The organism is Lactiplantibacillus sp. B652 (assembly GCF_023806745.1).
Lineage (GTDB): Bacteria > Bacillota > Bacilli > Lactobacillales > Lactobacillaceae > Lactiplantibacillus > Lactiplantibacillus pentosus.
Map to the genome: position 1 here is coordinate 98,850 of NZ_JAMSKY010000005.1, position 15,430 is coordinate 114,279.

Genomic DNA, 15,430 nt, shown 5'->3' on the forward strand with positions numbered 1-15,430 from the left:
CATCCTTTTCAGCCATAACTACTTTGCAGCGGCAGCGGTTGGCTGGAATTGTTCTGCGAATGCATCCAGCGCACTGTTCATCTTGTCGGTATCTGGCAACTTCTTAGTTGATAAGATCGTGTCAAATAGGTCTTGATGACTAGCATGGACGAATTCGAACAATTCGCTTTGATAACGGGCAATATCATCTACTGCCACTTTATCGAGATAACCGTTCGTCAAAGCGTATAAAATCATAACTTGTTCTTCAACCTTTAATGGTGAATGAACAGGTTGCTTTAAGACTTCAACGATCCGTTGCCCACGATTTAACTTCGCTTGGGTTGCGGCATCCAAATCAGAACCGAATTGTGAGAATGATTCCAATTCACGGTATGAAGCCAAGTCCAGACGTAACGTCCCGGCAACTGACTTCATGGCTTTGATTTGAGCATCCCCACCAACCCGGGAAACAGAAGCCCCGGCATCGATCGCTGGCCGAACACCAGAATAGAATGAATCACTATCCAAGAAGATTTGGCCATCGGTGATGGAAATAACGTTAGTTGGAATATATGCTGAGATATCCCCGGCTTGCGTTTCGATGATTGGTAAGGCAGTCATTGAACCGCCACCCAATTCATCACTCAACTTAGCGGCCCGTTCGAGCAACCGTGAGTGCAAGTAGAAGACATCACCAGGATAGGCTTCACGACCTGGAGGACGACGAAGAATCAATGAAAGTTCACGGTAAGCCGTTGCTTGCTTTGAAAGGTCATCATAGACGATCAACACATGCTTGCCATTGAACATGAATTCTTCACCCATCGCTGCCCCAGCATAAGGTGCTAAGTACAACAATGGTGCTGGTTCAGAAGGTCCGGCGGTAACGACGATCGTATAATCCATCGCACCTAACTTCTTCAACGTTTCAACTTGGGCCCGCACCGTTGAGTCCTTTTGACCAATTGCGACGTAGACACAAATCATGTCTTGGTCTTTTTGGTTCAAAATGGCATCAATGGCAACGGACGTCTTACCAGTCTTACGGTCACCGATAATCAATTCACGTTGGCCACGACCAATTGGAACTAAGGCATCAATGGCCTTGATCCCAGTTTGGAGTGGTTCGCTAACTGATTGCCGTTGCATGATCCCTGGGGCTTTATGTTCGATTGGCCGCGTGTTCGTGGTCTTAATCTCACCTAAGCCGTCGACTGGTTGACCTAATGGGTTCACGACCCGGCCAATCATGGCATCCCCAACTGGAACTTCCATGATGCGGCCAGTCCGCTTAACAGTATCGCCTTCACGAATACCATCAAAATCCCCTAAGACAACGATACCAACATCGTTGCTTTCGAGGTTTTGTACCATCCCGTAAACTCCGTTACTGAATTCGAGCAATTCACCTTGTAAGGCGTTGTCGAGTCCGTGAGCACGGGCGATCCCATCACCAACGTAGGTGACAGTACCGGTTTCAGCAACTGAGAGCTCAGTTTGATAACTTTCTAATTGTTGTTTGATTAGAGCACTGATTTCTTCAGATTTAATGCTCATAAAAGTTTCACCTCTTCGTAAACTAATTGTTGATGAGTGCTCGTCTTAAATTCGTTAGTTGTAACGCAACGCTTCCATCAAACGTTTGATTATTTGATTTCACAATTACTCCGCCAATGATTGCTTCATCGACTTTACGTGATAAAACAACCTGATTGGCACCAACGCGTTCGGCGAATGCCTTTGCGATTGCATCAGCTTGCTCATCTGACAACTTGACCGCGGACGTTACTTCGGCATGCACTATTTTACGACTCTCATCGAAACGTGCTTCAAACGCGTCAACAATGTCAACTAAGTTAGACATGCGGCCGTAATCATACAACATTTGAATAAAGTTTTTAATGTATTCTGAAGCGTGGTCAGTCAAAGTTGACAACGTTGTCTGTTTTTGATCAACCGGAAGCAATGATCCTGAGAGGACCTCTGCCAATTGCGGGTTGTCGACAAAGACTTGCCGTAATTGCTTTAATTCAGCCAGGAATGCTTCGGTCTGATCCTTTTCAACTGCAAGTTCAAAGAGTGCCTTTGAATAGCGACTTGCAATTGTAAGATTATCAAGACTCATGCTTTCCCAACCCTTCAATATACGAATTAATTAATGCCTGTTGGCCTTCCGGATCCAATTGCTTCTTAATGATCTTCGTCGCAATCGCAACCGAAATGTCAGCGACGTCTGATTGGACGTTCTTCAAGGCATCCTGACGCTCCTGTTCAATATCCTTGCGTGCATTTTGTTTATATTGTGTTGCTTCATTTTGGGCATCGGCAACAATGGTCGTGCGTTGCTTTTCGCCACTCTTCTTCGCATCCGCCACGATTTCACTGGCTTCAGCGCGTGAATGTGACAACGCATCACGACGTTGATCAGCTAAGTCGCTGGCTTCTTGCCGGGACTTTTGGGCTGAATCAATATCGTTCGCAATCTTGTCTGCCCGGTCAGCCATCATTTTAGTGATGGGCTTCCAAGCAACAACTGAGATCAAGGCCATCAAGACAATGAAACTGATCCCGATAAACAACATATCACCAAGGTAGAGACCGGATGCACCGATAATTAAATGCGAGAGCATCTAATGACACCTCCTTCTTTCATTTTCATTAAAATGAACTCGTTGACCAATGATTACTTGTTCATAACCATCAAAGCAACAACGAAGGAAATGATAGGCATTGATTCGATCAACCCAACACCGATGAACATGTTAGTCCGTAATTGACCAGATAATTCTGGTTGACGGGCCATCCCTTCAAGCATCTTAGAAATAACCAAACCGTTACCAATACCAGCACCTAAAGCGGCACCAAACATAGCAATACCTGCAGCAATTGCTCCCATAATCTGTGTATCCTCCTTAAAATTAAAAAACTGAAAACTATTCCTCGTCGTTAACCTTCTGAGAAATATAAACTGAAGTCAAGGTTACGAACACGAACGCTTGAATGCTCCCGATAAACACTGAGAAACCTTGCCATAAGAGTTCAATTGGGAATGAGTATACATAGCTCAACCAACCGTTACTCTTTGCCAAGTCAGCCACCTTTGTCAGCAACATTTCACCAGCAAAGATATTACCGAACAACCGAAGTCCCAAGGTTAGAAAATCGGTAAATTGTTCAAAGACGTTGATAACCGAGAAAACTGCGAAAGGCTGCGTATATTCTTTCAAATAGCCGCCCATGCCTTTCTTGCGAACACCTGCCGCATGCGCAATTGCAACGGTCATAAACGATAACGTCAAAGTCACGATCGGATCAGCCGTCGGACTTTTCAGATACGTATACTCGCCGACTTGAACATGAATGAACAATCCAAGTTGGTTAGCAATGAAGATAAAGAGGAACAAAGTAAAGGCGTACAGACCGAAGTTGGACGCTTCATTCCCCTTGATTGAACCTTTGACAATGCCATTCGTGAACTCGATGAGCCACTCCAGCACATTTTGTCCACCCTTGGGCTTCATCGTAATATGTCGCGAAAGCAAAAATACAAACAAGAACACGATTAGACAAGTCACGATTACTGAGATGTCATTCGCGATATTAAACGTCAGCCCAAGGAATTTGACTGTAGGAACTGGATCACCCACTGAATATCACCTCTTTCCTTTAATTTCGGTACTATGATAACCTTAACCGTTGCGACTAGCAACGTCAATTTTATCGTAATCCGAAATGGTAGATCAGGGTCGCCCCTAATCAAAATACAAAGGTAATAATACCACCACCGTCGAAAAAATTCAAAATAATTTCAACTTTTCGTCAATCAATAAAAATCCAACAACATCAAGCTTTCATGAAGCTTTCACATCGTTGGATTTTCATCATCTGGACTTTATTTTCATGTGCTAACTGACAACCATCGATTTACTTCTCGTTGACAGCCACCTTTGGTAATATCAGGTTCATAGCGATTCCGAGCACTGTTGCGACAGCTAAACCACTAAATTGAAAGCTCCCAATTTGTAAGTAAGCATTCCCAATTCCAATCACCAAAATCGCTGATGCAATCATCAAATTACGCTTCTGATTAAAATCAACTTTATTATCAATCAGGATACGCATTCCACTGGAGGCAATCACCCCAAATAGCAAGAAACTGACACCACCAATGACTGGAGACGGAATACTTTCAATCAGTGCGGACAGCTTGCCGACAAAACTAAAGATGATGGCAAAAAACGCCGCGCCACCGAGCACGTAAATACTGTGAACCCGAGTAATGGCCAACACACCGATATTTTCACCGTAAGATGTCACGGGCGGGCCACCAACAAAACCAGCAATAATTGAGGCGGTCCCATCACCAGCTAACGTGTGATTAAGACCTGGATCTTTGAAAAAGTTTCGTTTGGTCAACTTGTTCAGCACCATAATGTGGCCCATGTGTTCTGACATCGTGACAAAGGCAATCGGCGCCATACTTAAAATTGCCCCCCAGTAGATGCCGGGATGGTAACTAATAAACGGTAATTGAAAGGCTGGCATCGCAAACCAGTGCGCCTTTTCAACACCAGAGAAGTCCACGATTCCGACTAAGACCGCCAAAATATAACCACAGACGATGCCGAGTAAGATTGGCACTAAACTCATGAAGCCGCGCAGATACATATTAAAGATTACCGTCAGTAACATCGTCGCAATCGCGACCGCAAAGTATTTTAAATCATAATTATTGCCATTCATCGTCGCGTCCTTGGCCGCGGTACTGGCGAGTGACAATCCAATCACCATGACGATTGGTCCAACAACAATTGGTGGCAACGCCTTGTCGATCCAATCCGACCCAATCAATGTCACTAACAGACTGACGAGCAAGTAGACGCACCCAACAGCGACCGTCCCTTGCGCGATTGCTGGATAACCAGCCGTCTTCATCAGCGACTGCATAACAACGATGAATGAAAAGCTAGACCCCATGTACGCTGGAATCTTACCACGCGTAATCAGGATATACATCAACGTCCCGACCCCGGAACTAAAAAGCGCAATGCCCGGATTTAGCCCCACCAGAATTGGCACCAGGACGGTCGACCCAAACATGGAGAACAGATGCTGTACGGATAATCCTAACCAACTACCAAACTTTGGTCGGTCATGAATGTCTAATACGACTTCATCATTATGAAACGCCGCTTTCTTTGTCATAATGCACCCCTTTATTAAATCATTGCAAAAGAAAAGACAGCCCACCACTCAAAGCGGCTAGGCTGTCCGAAATTACGTCTGGCTTCCTTACAAGTCGACGTCCGTTCATCCTTATCAGCCTCTCTGAGCTAATTTAAAGGAACTGTTTAATTGCAATTAGTGTACTCGTCTGTTGAATACTTGTCAACTAACGGTTTAAATGTCTTTGCTTTTTCGCTGGTGTGTTTGTATTGCAGATTAGTTAAAGTCAACTGCAGCCAGCTGAGGACCGCTGGAAAGTAAAGCGAGTTAGCGTAAACCGATTATTGTGGCGACGTCCTAGGCCGGCTTCCAGGCATTCTGGGCAATGGCCGGAACGTGGTGGACACAGATTTAAGCCGATAGCCCACGTCTTAAATACTGGTCTTTCACTAACCAAGCACAAAACGCTTGCTAAGTGAAATTTCACCACTGGGCCTTGCCCAGAATGCCCTCCAGCCGGGATGGTGTTCGAAAGGCGGACATTTGCGGACCCAACTTTAAATGAACTGGTCGTTGATTCATAGCCAACCGTCCATTTGATATTTATCTGTAAGACTAGTTTTCAATCATCCAACTAATATTTGAATTCTATGAATCATCAGTATCACAGGATATCACCAGGAATATGCATCATTGGCCGTGACACAAAAGACCTCAATTGGACACAAGCGCAAATTTTATCGTCTAACCAAATGTTCAGTTTCCACTGAATTAAATAATAATCTACGGGCGATTTTACTAATATCTAAATGCTGTGACGCATCAACGATACTGATTCATTTTCACAGAAAAGCCAGCCTCTCATAACCAATATTCAAATTCACTGAGTCAAGTACTCGTGAATCCAGTCTATCTCTCACTGGACAGGTCCTATAATATAGTAAGGATTTTTTCAAATATTAGTGAACCAAAAAGGCAGCCCCACCCCACGCGTTTGTGGAATGGTGCTACCTTTTTTATGGCAACTTACTTCGTACCAAATAACCGGTCGCCAGCATCGCCCAAACCTGGAACGATGTAGCCATCTTCATTTAAATGGTCATCAAGTGCTGCGGTATAAACATCGATGTCTGGATGTGCGTCGCGAAGGGCTTTAACCCCTTCAGGCGCTGCAACTAAGCACATGAACTTAATATTGCTAGCACCACGCTTCTTCAACATATCCATAGCCATGATAGCTGAACCACCAGTGGCTAACATTGGGTCAACGACAAATAACTGACGTTGTGAAATGTCACTTGGTAATTTAACAAAATATTCGACTGGCTTTAACGTCTTTTCGTCACGATACATACCGACGTGACCAACTTTAGCCGCTGGAATCATGTTTAAGAACCCATCGACCATTCCTAAACCAGCCCGTAAAATCGGCACAATGGCAACTTTCTTACCAGCCAACGTCTTTTGCGTTGACTTGGCAATCGGTGTCTCGATTTCAATGTCCTTCAATGGCATGTCGCGTGATACTTCGTACGCCATCAACGTTGAAATTTCGTTGACCATTTCCCGGAAGACTTTCGTCCCACAGTTCTTTTCCCGAATAATTGTCAATTTATGTTGAATGAGCGGATGATCCAAAACCTCAAACTTACCCATGTTGCTACGCACACTCCTTAGTGATTTCTTTCTATTGTAGCTAATTTGGAAAGAAAAAACCAGACCTGATATAAATTACTTAATCAACATCAATTGGATGTTTGGCTGTTAATGCCATGGCTTGTTGCTTAACGTCATCCAAGTTTGCTTGGTCTGTCGGCGCTTGTAACGCTTGCAAGATTAATTCAGCAACCTTGGCGGCATCCGCTTCATCAAATCCGCGTGTCGTAATCGCTGGCGTTCCTAAACGAATCCCAGACGTCTTGAAGGCCCCTAAAGTTTCGTTTGGAATAGCTTCCTTGTTGACGGTGATGTAGACCGTATCGAGTAGATCTTGGACTTGCCGACCATTTAATCCCGACTTTGTGACGTCGATCGTCATTAAATGGTTGTCCGTCCCACCAGAGATGACCCGAACTAAGTCAGATTCAGTAAAGACCTTCGCCATCGCTTTCGCATTATCAATAATGTGTTGTGCATAGACTTTAAATTCTGGTTGTAAGTCTTCGCCCAGAGCAATCGCCTTACCAGCAATCACGTGGTCCAACGGGCCACCCTGATTGCCAGGAAAAACGGCTGAATTGATCTTCTTACCGTATTTTTCCTTCGCGAGGATCATCCCACCGCGAGGACCACGCAACGTCTTGTGTGTCGTCGTCGTGACCACGTCGGCGTAAGGGACTGGATTTGGATGCAATCCAGCAGCAACCAACCCAGCAATGTGGGCCATATCGACCATCAAGAGTGCACCAACGGCATCCGCAATTTCACGGAATTTCTTAAAATCAATTAACCGACTATAAGCCGAAGCCCCCGCAACGATTAATTTTGGTTGGAATTCTTGCGCTTGTGCCAAGATGGCATCATAGTTCAGCTCTTCGGTCTCAGGATCTAACCCGTATCCTTGGAAATCATAGAGCTTACCAGAAAAGTTAACACTCGAGCCGTGTGTCAAATGGCCCCCGGCGTCTAATGACATCCCCATAACCCGGTCGCCCGGTTGAATTAATGCCATGTACGCTGCCGCATTCGCTTGTGAACCTGAGTGAGGTTGAACGTTAGCGTATTCCGCGCCAAATAATTTCTTAGCACGTTCAATCGCTAAGGTTTCAACTTGGTCAATATATTCGTTACCGCCGTAAAAACGGTGACCTGGATAACCTTCGGAGTATTTATTAGTCAGCACACTCCCCTGTGCTGCTCGAACACCTTTCGAGACAATGTTTTCGGAAGCAATCAACTCAATGTTGTGCTGTTGCCGTGCCTGTTCCTTACTAATCGCAGCCCATACTTCTGGATCTTGTTCTTGGTAATTCATGAATAAATCTCCTCCATTTCACAAGTGACAACTTTCGGGTTTTCCCGACTTGCAATTATTATACACTAAAATGAGTCTGTCCGGCAGATTTATTTAAGCGATTCATGTAAGCTAGCCCTAACCCTTTATTTTCAAAGGCTTGGCAGAGAATATCCTTAATTTCCGTTTCCGTATCAAAGTGTCGTAAGCCGGCAAACAAGCGTTGACTTGCCGATTGAATATCAGTCCCAAGCGAAAATTGTTCGCAATTTGACGGGATTTGATTTTGATTCAGAATGGCATCTGTCGCCATGACCCCCATCGGGACGTCTTGTTGCGCTGCCCAGGCTAAAGCTTGTGGCCAATCTTCCGAACGATCAACGATATAAACCTGTGCATTCGGCGCATAGTGCTTGTATTTCATCCCCGGTGCCTTAGGAACTTCAGTGGCCCCGACGTGATGTGCTTCCGTCTGAACGGGCATACCAATCACGGCTTCGATTGCTTCTGGCGTAATGGCGCCGGGCCGTAAAATCGCTGGCTGATCAGTCGACAGATCTAAGACGGTTGATTCCACCCCGACCTTAGTTGGGCCATCATCCAAAATACCAGCAATCTTACCGTTCAAATCATGATAAACGTGCTCAGCCAAGGTCGGACTTGGTTTACCCGACGTATTCGCAGACGGCCCCACGATTGGTGTCTTAGCTGCCCGAATCAATGCCAAGGTCGCAGCGTTATCCGGATTGCGGAATGCCGCGGTCTGCAAGCCACCCGTAACTTCAGTGGCAAGTGCGTTTGGTTTTAACTTAAAAATCATCGTTAATGGTCCGGGCCAAAAGGCTTTGATCAACTTCTTGGCTGTCTCTGATAGCGGCATGGCAAACCGCTCAACTGTCGCCACGTCGGCAACGTGGACGATCAGCGGATTATCACTCGGACGTCCCTTCGCGCGATAAACTTGTTTCACTGCATCGACATTCGTGGCATCCGCACCTAAGCCATACACGGTCTCGGTCGGGAAAGCCACTAGTTCACCCGCAGCTAACAACGCCGCGGCAGCTGGAATTTCATCCGGCTTAAATACTTTGGTTTCCATAATTACTGATTCCTCTACTTTATTGTATTTATAATTTGTGATTGACGATTTAATATGCATTATTAGTGCTAATTTGTCTTGAATCGTGATTAAAACGTGCTGATTTTTAAATTCAAAACAGCCAGCTGGGCCCGCTGGAAAATGGGGCAAGTTTCGTGTAAACCTATATGACAGATGCGTCCTACTCCGGCTTCCAGGCATTTCTGACAACGCTGGAACGCGATGGACACAGATTTAAGCCGACAACCCACGTCTTAAATACTGGTCTTTCACGTTAGTTGCAGTATGGATGAAACGTGTTCGGGTCAGACTGGGACTTCCGGTTATCTACGCCAGAACGCCAAGCGGAAGTTCGCCGCTTAACGCTCTAGCTAGGCTAATCCTCAGTCCCAACCCGTCTGAACCTCACACTCTAAGAGCCGCCGAGCATTGTCAGAAACACCTTCCAGCCGGGGATCCTATTCGAAAGTCGGACATATGCTGACCCAACTTTTGATGAACTGATCGTTGGTTCTTAGTAAAATGTTGTTTTTACATTTAACTTTCAGAATAGTCTCCTACAGTCTCTAGTCACACTTGCGCTCCGATTTTTCTAGGCTAGTAACATTATTGAATATTGTCAGAAATTTTATAGTCAATTGAGATTGAGACTACAACTTTTAAAAATTTACATGGCTACACGCTGCGACTAACTGTAAGAATTAGTTCTACGTGAAATTGGTCAATAGTCTTCTAATTAGCATTCAATTTTTGACTCACGATTAATGCTGTCTAAAAGTTTGTTTGAAGATCCAGTCACTAAAAAGCTGTGGTCAATTGCACCCAGATGGGTGGCCGTTCATCCGCCATTCGAGCGGCTTCCCGACTGCAGGGGTTGGCTGACAATGCTCAGTAGCCAAATTATTCTTAGTCGGAAGTGGGTTACTTACGGCTTAGAATAAGACTCGTATTTGAAATTGCGCAGTGTTCTTCTGCGTGAGTTCAAATCGATGTCGGCTTACGTTCCAGCAATTGTCAGCCGACCCCGGAAGTCGGACTCAGACGTTCACCGGCTGACGAACCGAAGTCCAACTCATCAGCACGTTTTAATCATTTTTAGCACAACCCAATAACTAATTGTAAGTCATCTGACCTACCCAGGTTGGACCACCCGTAACATTCGGTCGTGTCCGGCCATGTCTTGACGCAAGGTCACCGTTGCGGTTGGCAACGCTTGTTGAAATAAGTGCTTGACTGCTGGGCCCTGATGATAGCCGAATTCTAAATATAAGCGTCCAGCTGCCGTCAAGTGTGGTGCAACCGTCGCGGCCAGTTGCTCATAGAGTGCTAGGCCGTCGTGGGCCGCAAACAAGGCCGTTTGTGGTTCATAGTCTATGACGCTGGCATCCATGACATCTTTTTCATTCGTCGCGATGTACGGCGGATTACTGACGATCACGTCAAACGGTTCGGCCGCAATCGACTGCAATAAGTCGCTTTGCACAAAGTTCACGTCAAGCGCGAGCTGTTCAGCATTGCGTTTGGCGACCGCTAACGCTGCTGACGAGACATCACTCGCCGTCACCTGCCAGCTCGGACGCTCGTGTTTGAGTGCCAAAGCGATTGCCCCGGAGCCAGTACCGATGTCTAAGACCCGTAGCGGGGTATCAGCGGCTGCATAATCGGTCAAAATCCAGTCTACCAGTTCTTCGGTCTCAACCCTAGGAATAAGAACTGCGGGATCGACTTGCAAGTCTAAGCCATAAAAAGGCGCCTTGCCCAAGACATACTGGACTGGTTCTCCAGCCACGACCCGCGCAATGCCCTGCTGGTAGGCTTGCCAAATTGACGTTGGCAAACTGTCACGATAATGGATCAAGAGCTGCGTCTGGTCCAGATGGCTTAACCCCAATAACAAAAAACGAGCACTATCGGTTGGCAATTTGGCCGTTTTAAGACAAAAAGAAGCCCACTGCTGGGCTTCAAAATAGGTCGGCTGTTGTGGCTTATTCATTGGTTAAGCGCTCCATCTTTTCAGCCTGGTCCGCTAAGACTAATGCATCGATAACTTCGTCTAATTCACCGTTCATGACCCGGTCTAATTTGTTCAACGTCAAACCGATACGGTGATCCGTCACCCGATTTTGTGGGAAATTATAAGTCCGGATTCGTTCAGAACGGTCCCCGGTCCCGACAGCTGATTTACGTTCAGCATCGTACTCATTTTGTTCCCGTGATTGATAGTAATCGTAGACCCGTGCACGCAAGATTTCCATGGCTTTGGCCCGGTTTTGTTGTTGTGAACGTTGGTCTTGCATCGAAACAACGATTCCCGTTGGTAAGTGAGTCATCCGCACCGCTGAAGAGGTCTTGTTAATATGCTGACCACCGGCACCAGATGAACGAAAGACGTCGGTCCGAATATCTTTAGGATCAATATCAATATCCACGTCTTGGGCTTCTGGCATGACTCCGACCGTGGCAGTTGACGTGTGCACCCGCCCGGCAGATTCGGTAACTGGTACCCGTTGAACCCGGTGTGCGCCACTCTCATACTTCAGTTTGGAGTATACTTTGTCACCAGAAATAATCAGCACGATTTCCTTAAAGCCACCGACTTCGGTTTCGTTACGGTCAGCGACTTCCACTTGCCACCCCTGCCGTTCAGCATACTTGGAGTACATGTTAAAGAGGTCCGCAGCAAACAGACTGGCTTCATCACCACCGGCAGCACCGTGGATTTCCATGATGATGTTCTTATCATCGTTCGGGTCCTTTGGTAACATCAACAGGGTAATTTCATGTTCAAGTTGATCTTTTTCAGCGTTGAGGTTCTTCAGGTCGTCTTTGACCATCGCATTCATCTCGTCATCGAGCTTTTCATGCAATAGTTCATCGTTTTCCTCAATCTGACTCGTAACTTCTTTGTAGTGGTTATACTTTTCAACCGTCTCACGCAGGTTACCCATTTCTTTAGATAACTTCATAAAACGTTGTGAATCCGCAATCACATCGGGATCACTCAGCAGTTCGCCAAGTTCTTCATACCGATCAGCAACGGCTTGTAATTTATCAAAAAACTTATCCATTCTCAGCTATTCCTCACTTTGTTAATTTCGGCGGGTAAAAATAATGATGGCGACAAACTGGGTAGTACGCCTCATTACCCCCGATTTGAACTTGTTCGCCCTCATAGACTGGCTGGCCGTCGTGGAACCGTAAGTTCATGATGGCTTTCTTACGGCAGAACCAGCAGATTGTCTTCATCTCTTCGATTTTATCGGCATACAGTAATAGGTACTTGCTGCCTTCGAACAATTCATTACGAAAATCGTTCTTCAAACCAAACGTCATGACTGGGATTTTCAACTTATCAACGATGTTGGCAAGTTCCAGCACGTGATGTTTCTTTAAAAATTGGGCTTCATCGATCAGGACGCAGGCGGCATCCGGATTGGTCCGCTCAACCACGTCGAAAACGTCGGTGTCATCGAAGACCGGAATGGCTTCCCGTTTGAGTCCGATGCGACTAGCAACGTAGCCGACGCCGTCACGATTATCTAAGCCACTCGTTAAAATAATGACCGACTTATCCTGTTCCTCATAATTATGGGCAACTTTCAGAATTTCAATGGTTTTTCCACTGTTCATCGCGCCATATCGAAAAAATAACTGTGCCAAGTGACTAATCCCCTTTTTTACACATTTCTAGTCAATTATAGCGGATTTGAGCATGAATTTCAGCATTCTGTCATTAAAACTAATTAACGAATTGATAATATGCGTGCAAATGGCAGGAGTATCACTTTTCTTTTAGGGGCGTTCAGTATAAAATACTTGAGAGTAGGACATTTCGTCCGGTAATTATGATTTTCATACCCAGTCAGTGCTTTGTTCGCATTGACGGGTAAATCAAGAATTAGGGGTACCGATAACTTATGTCAATTAATAGTACATTAGCCACTTGGACGGGAAAATCAGCCTACTGGTTTTTACACACCTTTCGTGGTGGTGGGAGTTCACTTCCCGGCAAGTTGGCGTTGAAGCTTGATCCATCGATCTTGAAGCATCTCGCCAAAAACTACGACGTCATCGTCATCACTGGGACCAATGGTAAAACGTTAACGACTGCATTGACGGTCAAAGTTTTACGTGAACAGTACCCTGATATTTTAACCAACCCAAGCGGATCAAATATGAAGCAAGGCATCGTCACGACCTTTTTAACGGCCCCGAAAGCGCACCAAAAGCCCCTCGCCGTGCTCGAAGTCGACGAAGCCAACGTGATTATGGTCACCAAGTACATTACGCCTAAAGCGTTCGTGTTCACCAACATTTTCCGTGACCAAATGGACCGTTATGGTGAAATCTATACGACTTATCAAAAGATTTTGGACGGTGTCGCGCTGGCACCTGAAGCGACGATCATCGCCAATGGTGACTTGCCGTTATTTAACGCCAAACCACTGCCGAACCCCATCTTGTACTACGGTTTCGACTACCAAGCTGACCATGACCAACAAGCCCCAGCTAATACGGACGGCCTGCTGTGTCCACGTTGTCAGCACATCTTGCGTTATCACAGCCGCACCTACAGCAATATGGGCAAGTATTTCTGTCCCAACTGCGGCTTTGAACGGCCTCAGTTGACTTACAAACTGAATGCCTTGACTGCCATGACACCAACCAGTTCGGATTTTGAAATCAACGGTCAGGCGATGCACCTGAACATCGGTGGTCAATATAACATCTACAACGCACTCGCTGCCTATGCGGTCGGTCGTTTCATGGACGTCAGCCCGGCTAAAATCGCCCACGCACTCAGCGACAACGATGAACAAGTCTTCGGTCGTCAAGAAACGTTCCACGTTGGTGACAAGGACGTCACACTGATTTTGGTCAAAAATCCAGTTGGCCTGAACCAAGTTTTGCAAACGATCAGTACTGACGACCGGCCCTTCTCGTTTGCGGCCTTACTCAACGCCAACTACGCGGATGGAATCGACACGAGTTGGATCTGGGATGGCGACTTTGAAAAATTGCCATCGTTAAACATTCCGGCGTTTATTAGTGGTGGCGAACGTTACCGCGATATCACGTTCCGACTTAAAGTCGCTGGTGTCCCCGAGGACCAACTCACTGTCATTCCAGATTTAACTGAAATGACGGCAGCGATTCAAAAATTACCAACCAAGCAAGTTTACGTCGTGGCAACTTACACGGCGATGCTGCAATTGCGTAAACAGCTTGCCAGTCAAGGCATTATTGATGGAGGGATGGCATAATGACTTATACTTTACACGCCGCACACCTCTACGGCGACCTGATGAACACGTACGGCGACATTGGCAATATTCTTGCCATGCGGTACTACGCCAAGGCGGTTGATGCGGACATCACCGTTGATTTAGTCAGCTTAGATGATCCATTCGACCCGGCCGCTTATGATTTCGCCCTCTTCGGTGGTGGCCAGGACTACGAACAGACGATCGTTTCGAAGGACCTGCAGACCAAAAAAGACGCATTAACGGCTTACATTGAAGCTGGCGGCCCCCTACTGGCTATTTGTGGTGGCTTCCAGATGCTCGGCCATTACTACATCGGCGCGCATGGTGAGAAAATCGCCGGAATTGGCGCGCTCGACCATTACACGCTGAGCCAGGACAATAACCGTTTCATCGGTAACATCACGATTGAAAACGCCGAGACGCACCAGACTTACTATGGTTTCGAAAACCACAACGGCATGACCTTCCTGGGCGAAGGCGAACGGCCACTCGGCAAGGTGCTCCAAGGCAACGGGAACAACGGCAAGGACCAGTCTGAGGGTGTCATCTACAAGAATACCTTTGGCTCATACTTCCACGGCCCAATTTTGGCCCGCAACGAAGCGCTCGCCAAACGAATCTTGAAGTTGGCCCTACAACGCAAATATCCAGATGCCAATTTCGACGCCTTAGATCAATTGAACGAAGATTTAACCAAAAACGTGGTCGTTAAGCCGTAATTAGGTTGGACGTTGACCGATTCAAAACGTCTCAGGGCATTCAAACGACGTTAGATTTTCTCTGGCACCACATCAAACTGAACTAGCCTCATTACAAATTATTTGATACTCGCTGTCAGCAGCCATGACTCATGCTGACAGCGAGTTTTTGTTTGGAGCTAATTAGTGACTGCGCTCGCCTAGGAATTGGTGCTGAATCCAATGTGAACCCTTCCTGTCTACTTTCCACTTTCAAGCATGTCAC

Annotated in this window: 14 protein-coding genes; 2 read left to right on the forward strand and 12 right to left on the reverse strand. The window is 46.2% G+C overall.

Features of this window, described 5'->3' with window-relative positions:
• Window positions 1-18: 18 nt before the first annotated feature.
• The 12 genes from atpA to MZO40_RS08055 form a co-directional block, all read right to left on the reverse strand.
• Window positions 19-1,539: a F0F1 ATP synthase subunit alpha gene (atpA, locus tag MZO40_RS08000; protein ID WP_003639221.1), complete on the reverse strand. Its 1,521-nt coding sequence runs from the start codon at window positions 1,537-1,539 to the stop codon at window positions 19-21.
• Between the two features lie 22 nt (window positions 1,540-1,561).
• The gene (gene atpH, locus MZO40_RS08005) at window positions 1,562-2,107 is read right to left on the reverse strand and encodes an ATP synthase F1 subunit delta (protein ID WP_056952768.1); all 546 of its coding nucleotides are present in this window, start codon (window positions 2,105-2,107) and stop codon (window positions 1,562-1,564) included.
• Window positions 2,097-2,612, reverse strand: a complete 516-nt coding sequence (gene atpF, locus MZO40_RS08010) for a F0F1 ATP synthase subunit B (protein WP_003639223.1) — start codon at window positions 2,610-2,612, stop codon at window positions 2,097-2,099. Before atpF ends, atpH begins: the two co-directional genes overlap by 11 nt.
• A 53-nt stretch (window positions 2,613-2,665) precedes the next feature.
• The gene (atpE, locus tag MZO40_RS08015) at window positions 2,666-2,878 is read right to left on the reverse strand and encodes a F0F1 ATP synthase subunit C (protein ID WP_003639224.1); all 213 of its coding nucleotides are present in this window, start codon (window positions 2,876-2,878) and stop codon (window positions 2,666-2,668) included.
• 37 nt (window positions 2,879-2,915) lie between these two features.
• A complete protein-coding gene (atpB, locus tag MZO40_RS08020; protein WP_088771027.1) occupies window positions 2,916-3,629 on the reverse strand; it encodes a F0F1 ATP synthase subunit A in 714 nt (237 codons plus the stop codon).
• Window positions 3,630-3,906: 277 nt separating this feature from the next.
• Window positions 3,907-5,187, reverse strand: a complete 1,281-nt coding sequence (locus MZO40_RS08025) for a uracil-xanthine permease family protein (RefSeq protein ID WP_105919809.1) — start codon at window positions 5,185-5,187, stop codon at window positions 3,907-3,909.
• A gap of 987 nt (window positions 5,188-6,174) precedes the next feature.
• Window positions 6,175-6,804 carry a uracil phosphoribosyltransferase gene (gene upp / locus MZO40_RS08030; protein ID WP_003639227.1) on the reverse strand — a complete coding sequence of 210 codons (630 nt, stop codon included), beginning with the start codon at window positions 6,802-6,804 and terminating at the stop codon, window positions 6,175-6,177.
• A gap of 79 nt (window positions 6,805-6,883) precedes the next feature.
• Window positions 6,884-8,122: a serine hydroxymethyltransferase gene (gene glyA, locus MZO40_RS08035; RefSeq protein ID WP_088771025.1), complete on the reverse strand. Its 1,239-nt coding sequence runs from the start codon at window positions 8,120-8,122 to the stop codon at window positions 6,884-6,886.
• 58 nt (window positions 8,123-8,180) lie between these two features.
• A complete protein-coding gene (locus tag MZO40_RS08040; protein WP_105962025.1) occupies window positions 8,181-9,200 on the reverse strand; it encodes an L-threonylcarbamoyladenylate synthase in 1,020 nt (339 codons plus the stop codon).
• A gap of 1,132 nt (window positions 9,201-10,332) precedes the next feature.
• Window positions 10,333-11,193 (reverse strand): peptide chain release factor N(5)-glutamine methyltransferase, encoded by an 861-nt coding sequence (gene prmC, locus MZO40_RS08045; RefSeq protein WP_105962024.1) that lies wholly within the window; start codon window positions 11,191-11,193, stop codon window positions 10,333-10,335.
• Window positions 11,186-12,268: a peptide chain release factor 1 gene (gene prfA / locus MZO40_RS08050; protein ID WP_003639231.1), complete on the reverse strand. Its 1,083-nt coding sequence runs from the start codon at window positions 12,266-12,268 to the stop codon at window positions 11,186-11,188. Before prfA ends, prmC begins: the two co-directional genes overlap by 8 nt.
• Window positions 12,269-12,281: 13 nt before the next feature.
• The gene (locus MZO40_RS08055; protein ID WP_050339403.1) at window positions 12,282-12,860 is read right to left on the reverse strand and encodes a thymidine kinase; all 579 of its coding nucleotides are present in this window, start codon (window positions 12,858-12,860) and stop codon (window positions 12,282-12,284) included.
• 257 nt (window positions 12,861-13,117) lie between these two features.
• Between MZO40_RS08055 and MZO40_RS08060 the strand changes: the two genes are divergently transcribed.
• The gene (locus MZO40_RS08060; RefSeq protein ID WP_065674772.1) at window positions 13,118-14,464 is read left to right on the forward strand and encodes a Mur ligase family protein; all 1,347 of its coding nucleotides are present in this window, start codon (window positions 13,118-13,120) and stop codon (window positions 14,462-14,464) included.
• Entirely contained in the window at window positions 14,464-15,186 is a 723-nt protein-coding gene (locus tag MZO40_RS08065; protein ID WP_003639234.1) for a type 1 glutamine amidotransferase, read from the forward strand. The genes MZO40_RS08060 and MZO40_RS08065 overlap by 1 nt, the downstream gene beginning before the upstream one ends.
• Window positions 15,187-15,430: the final 244 nt, after the last annotated feature.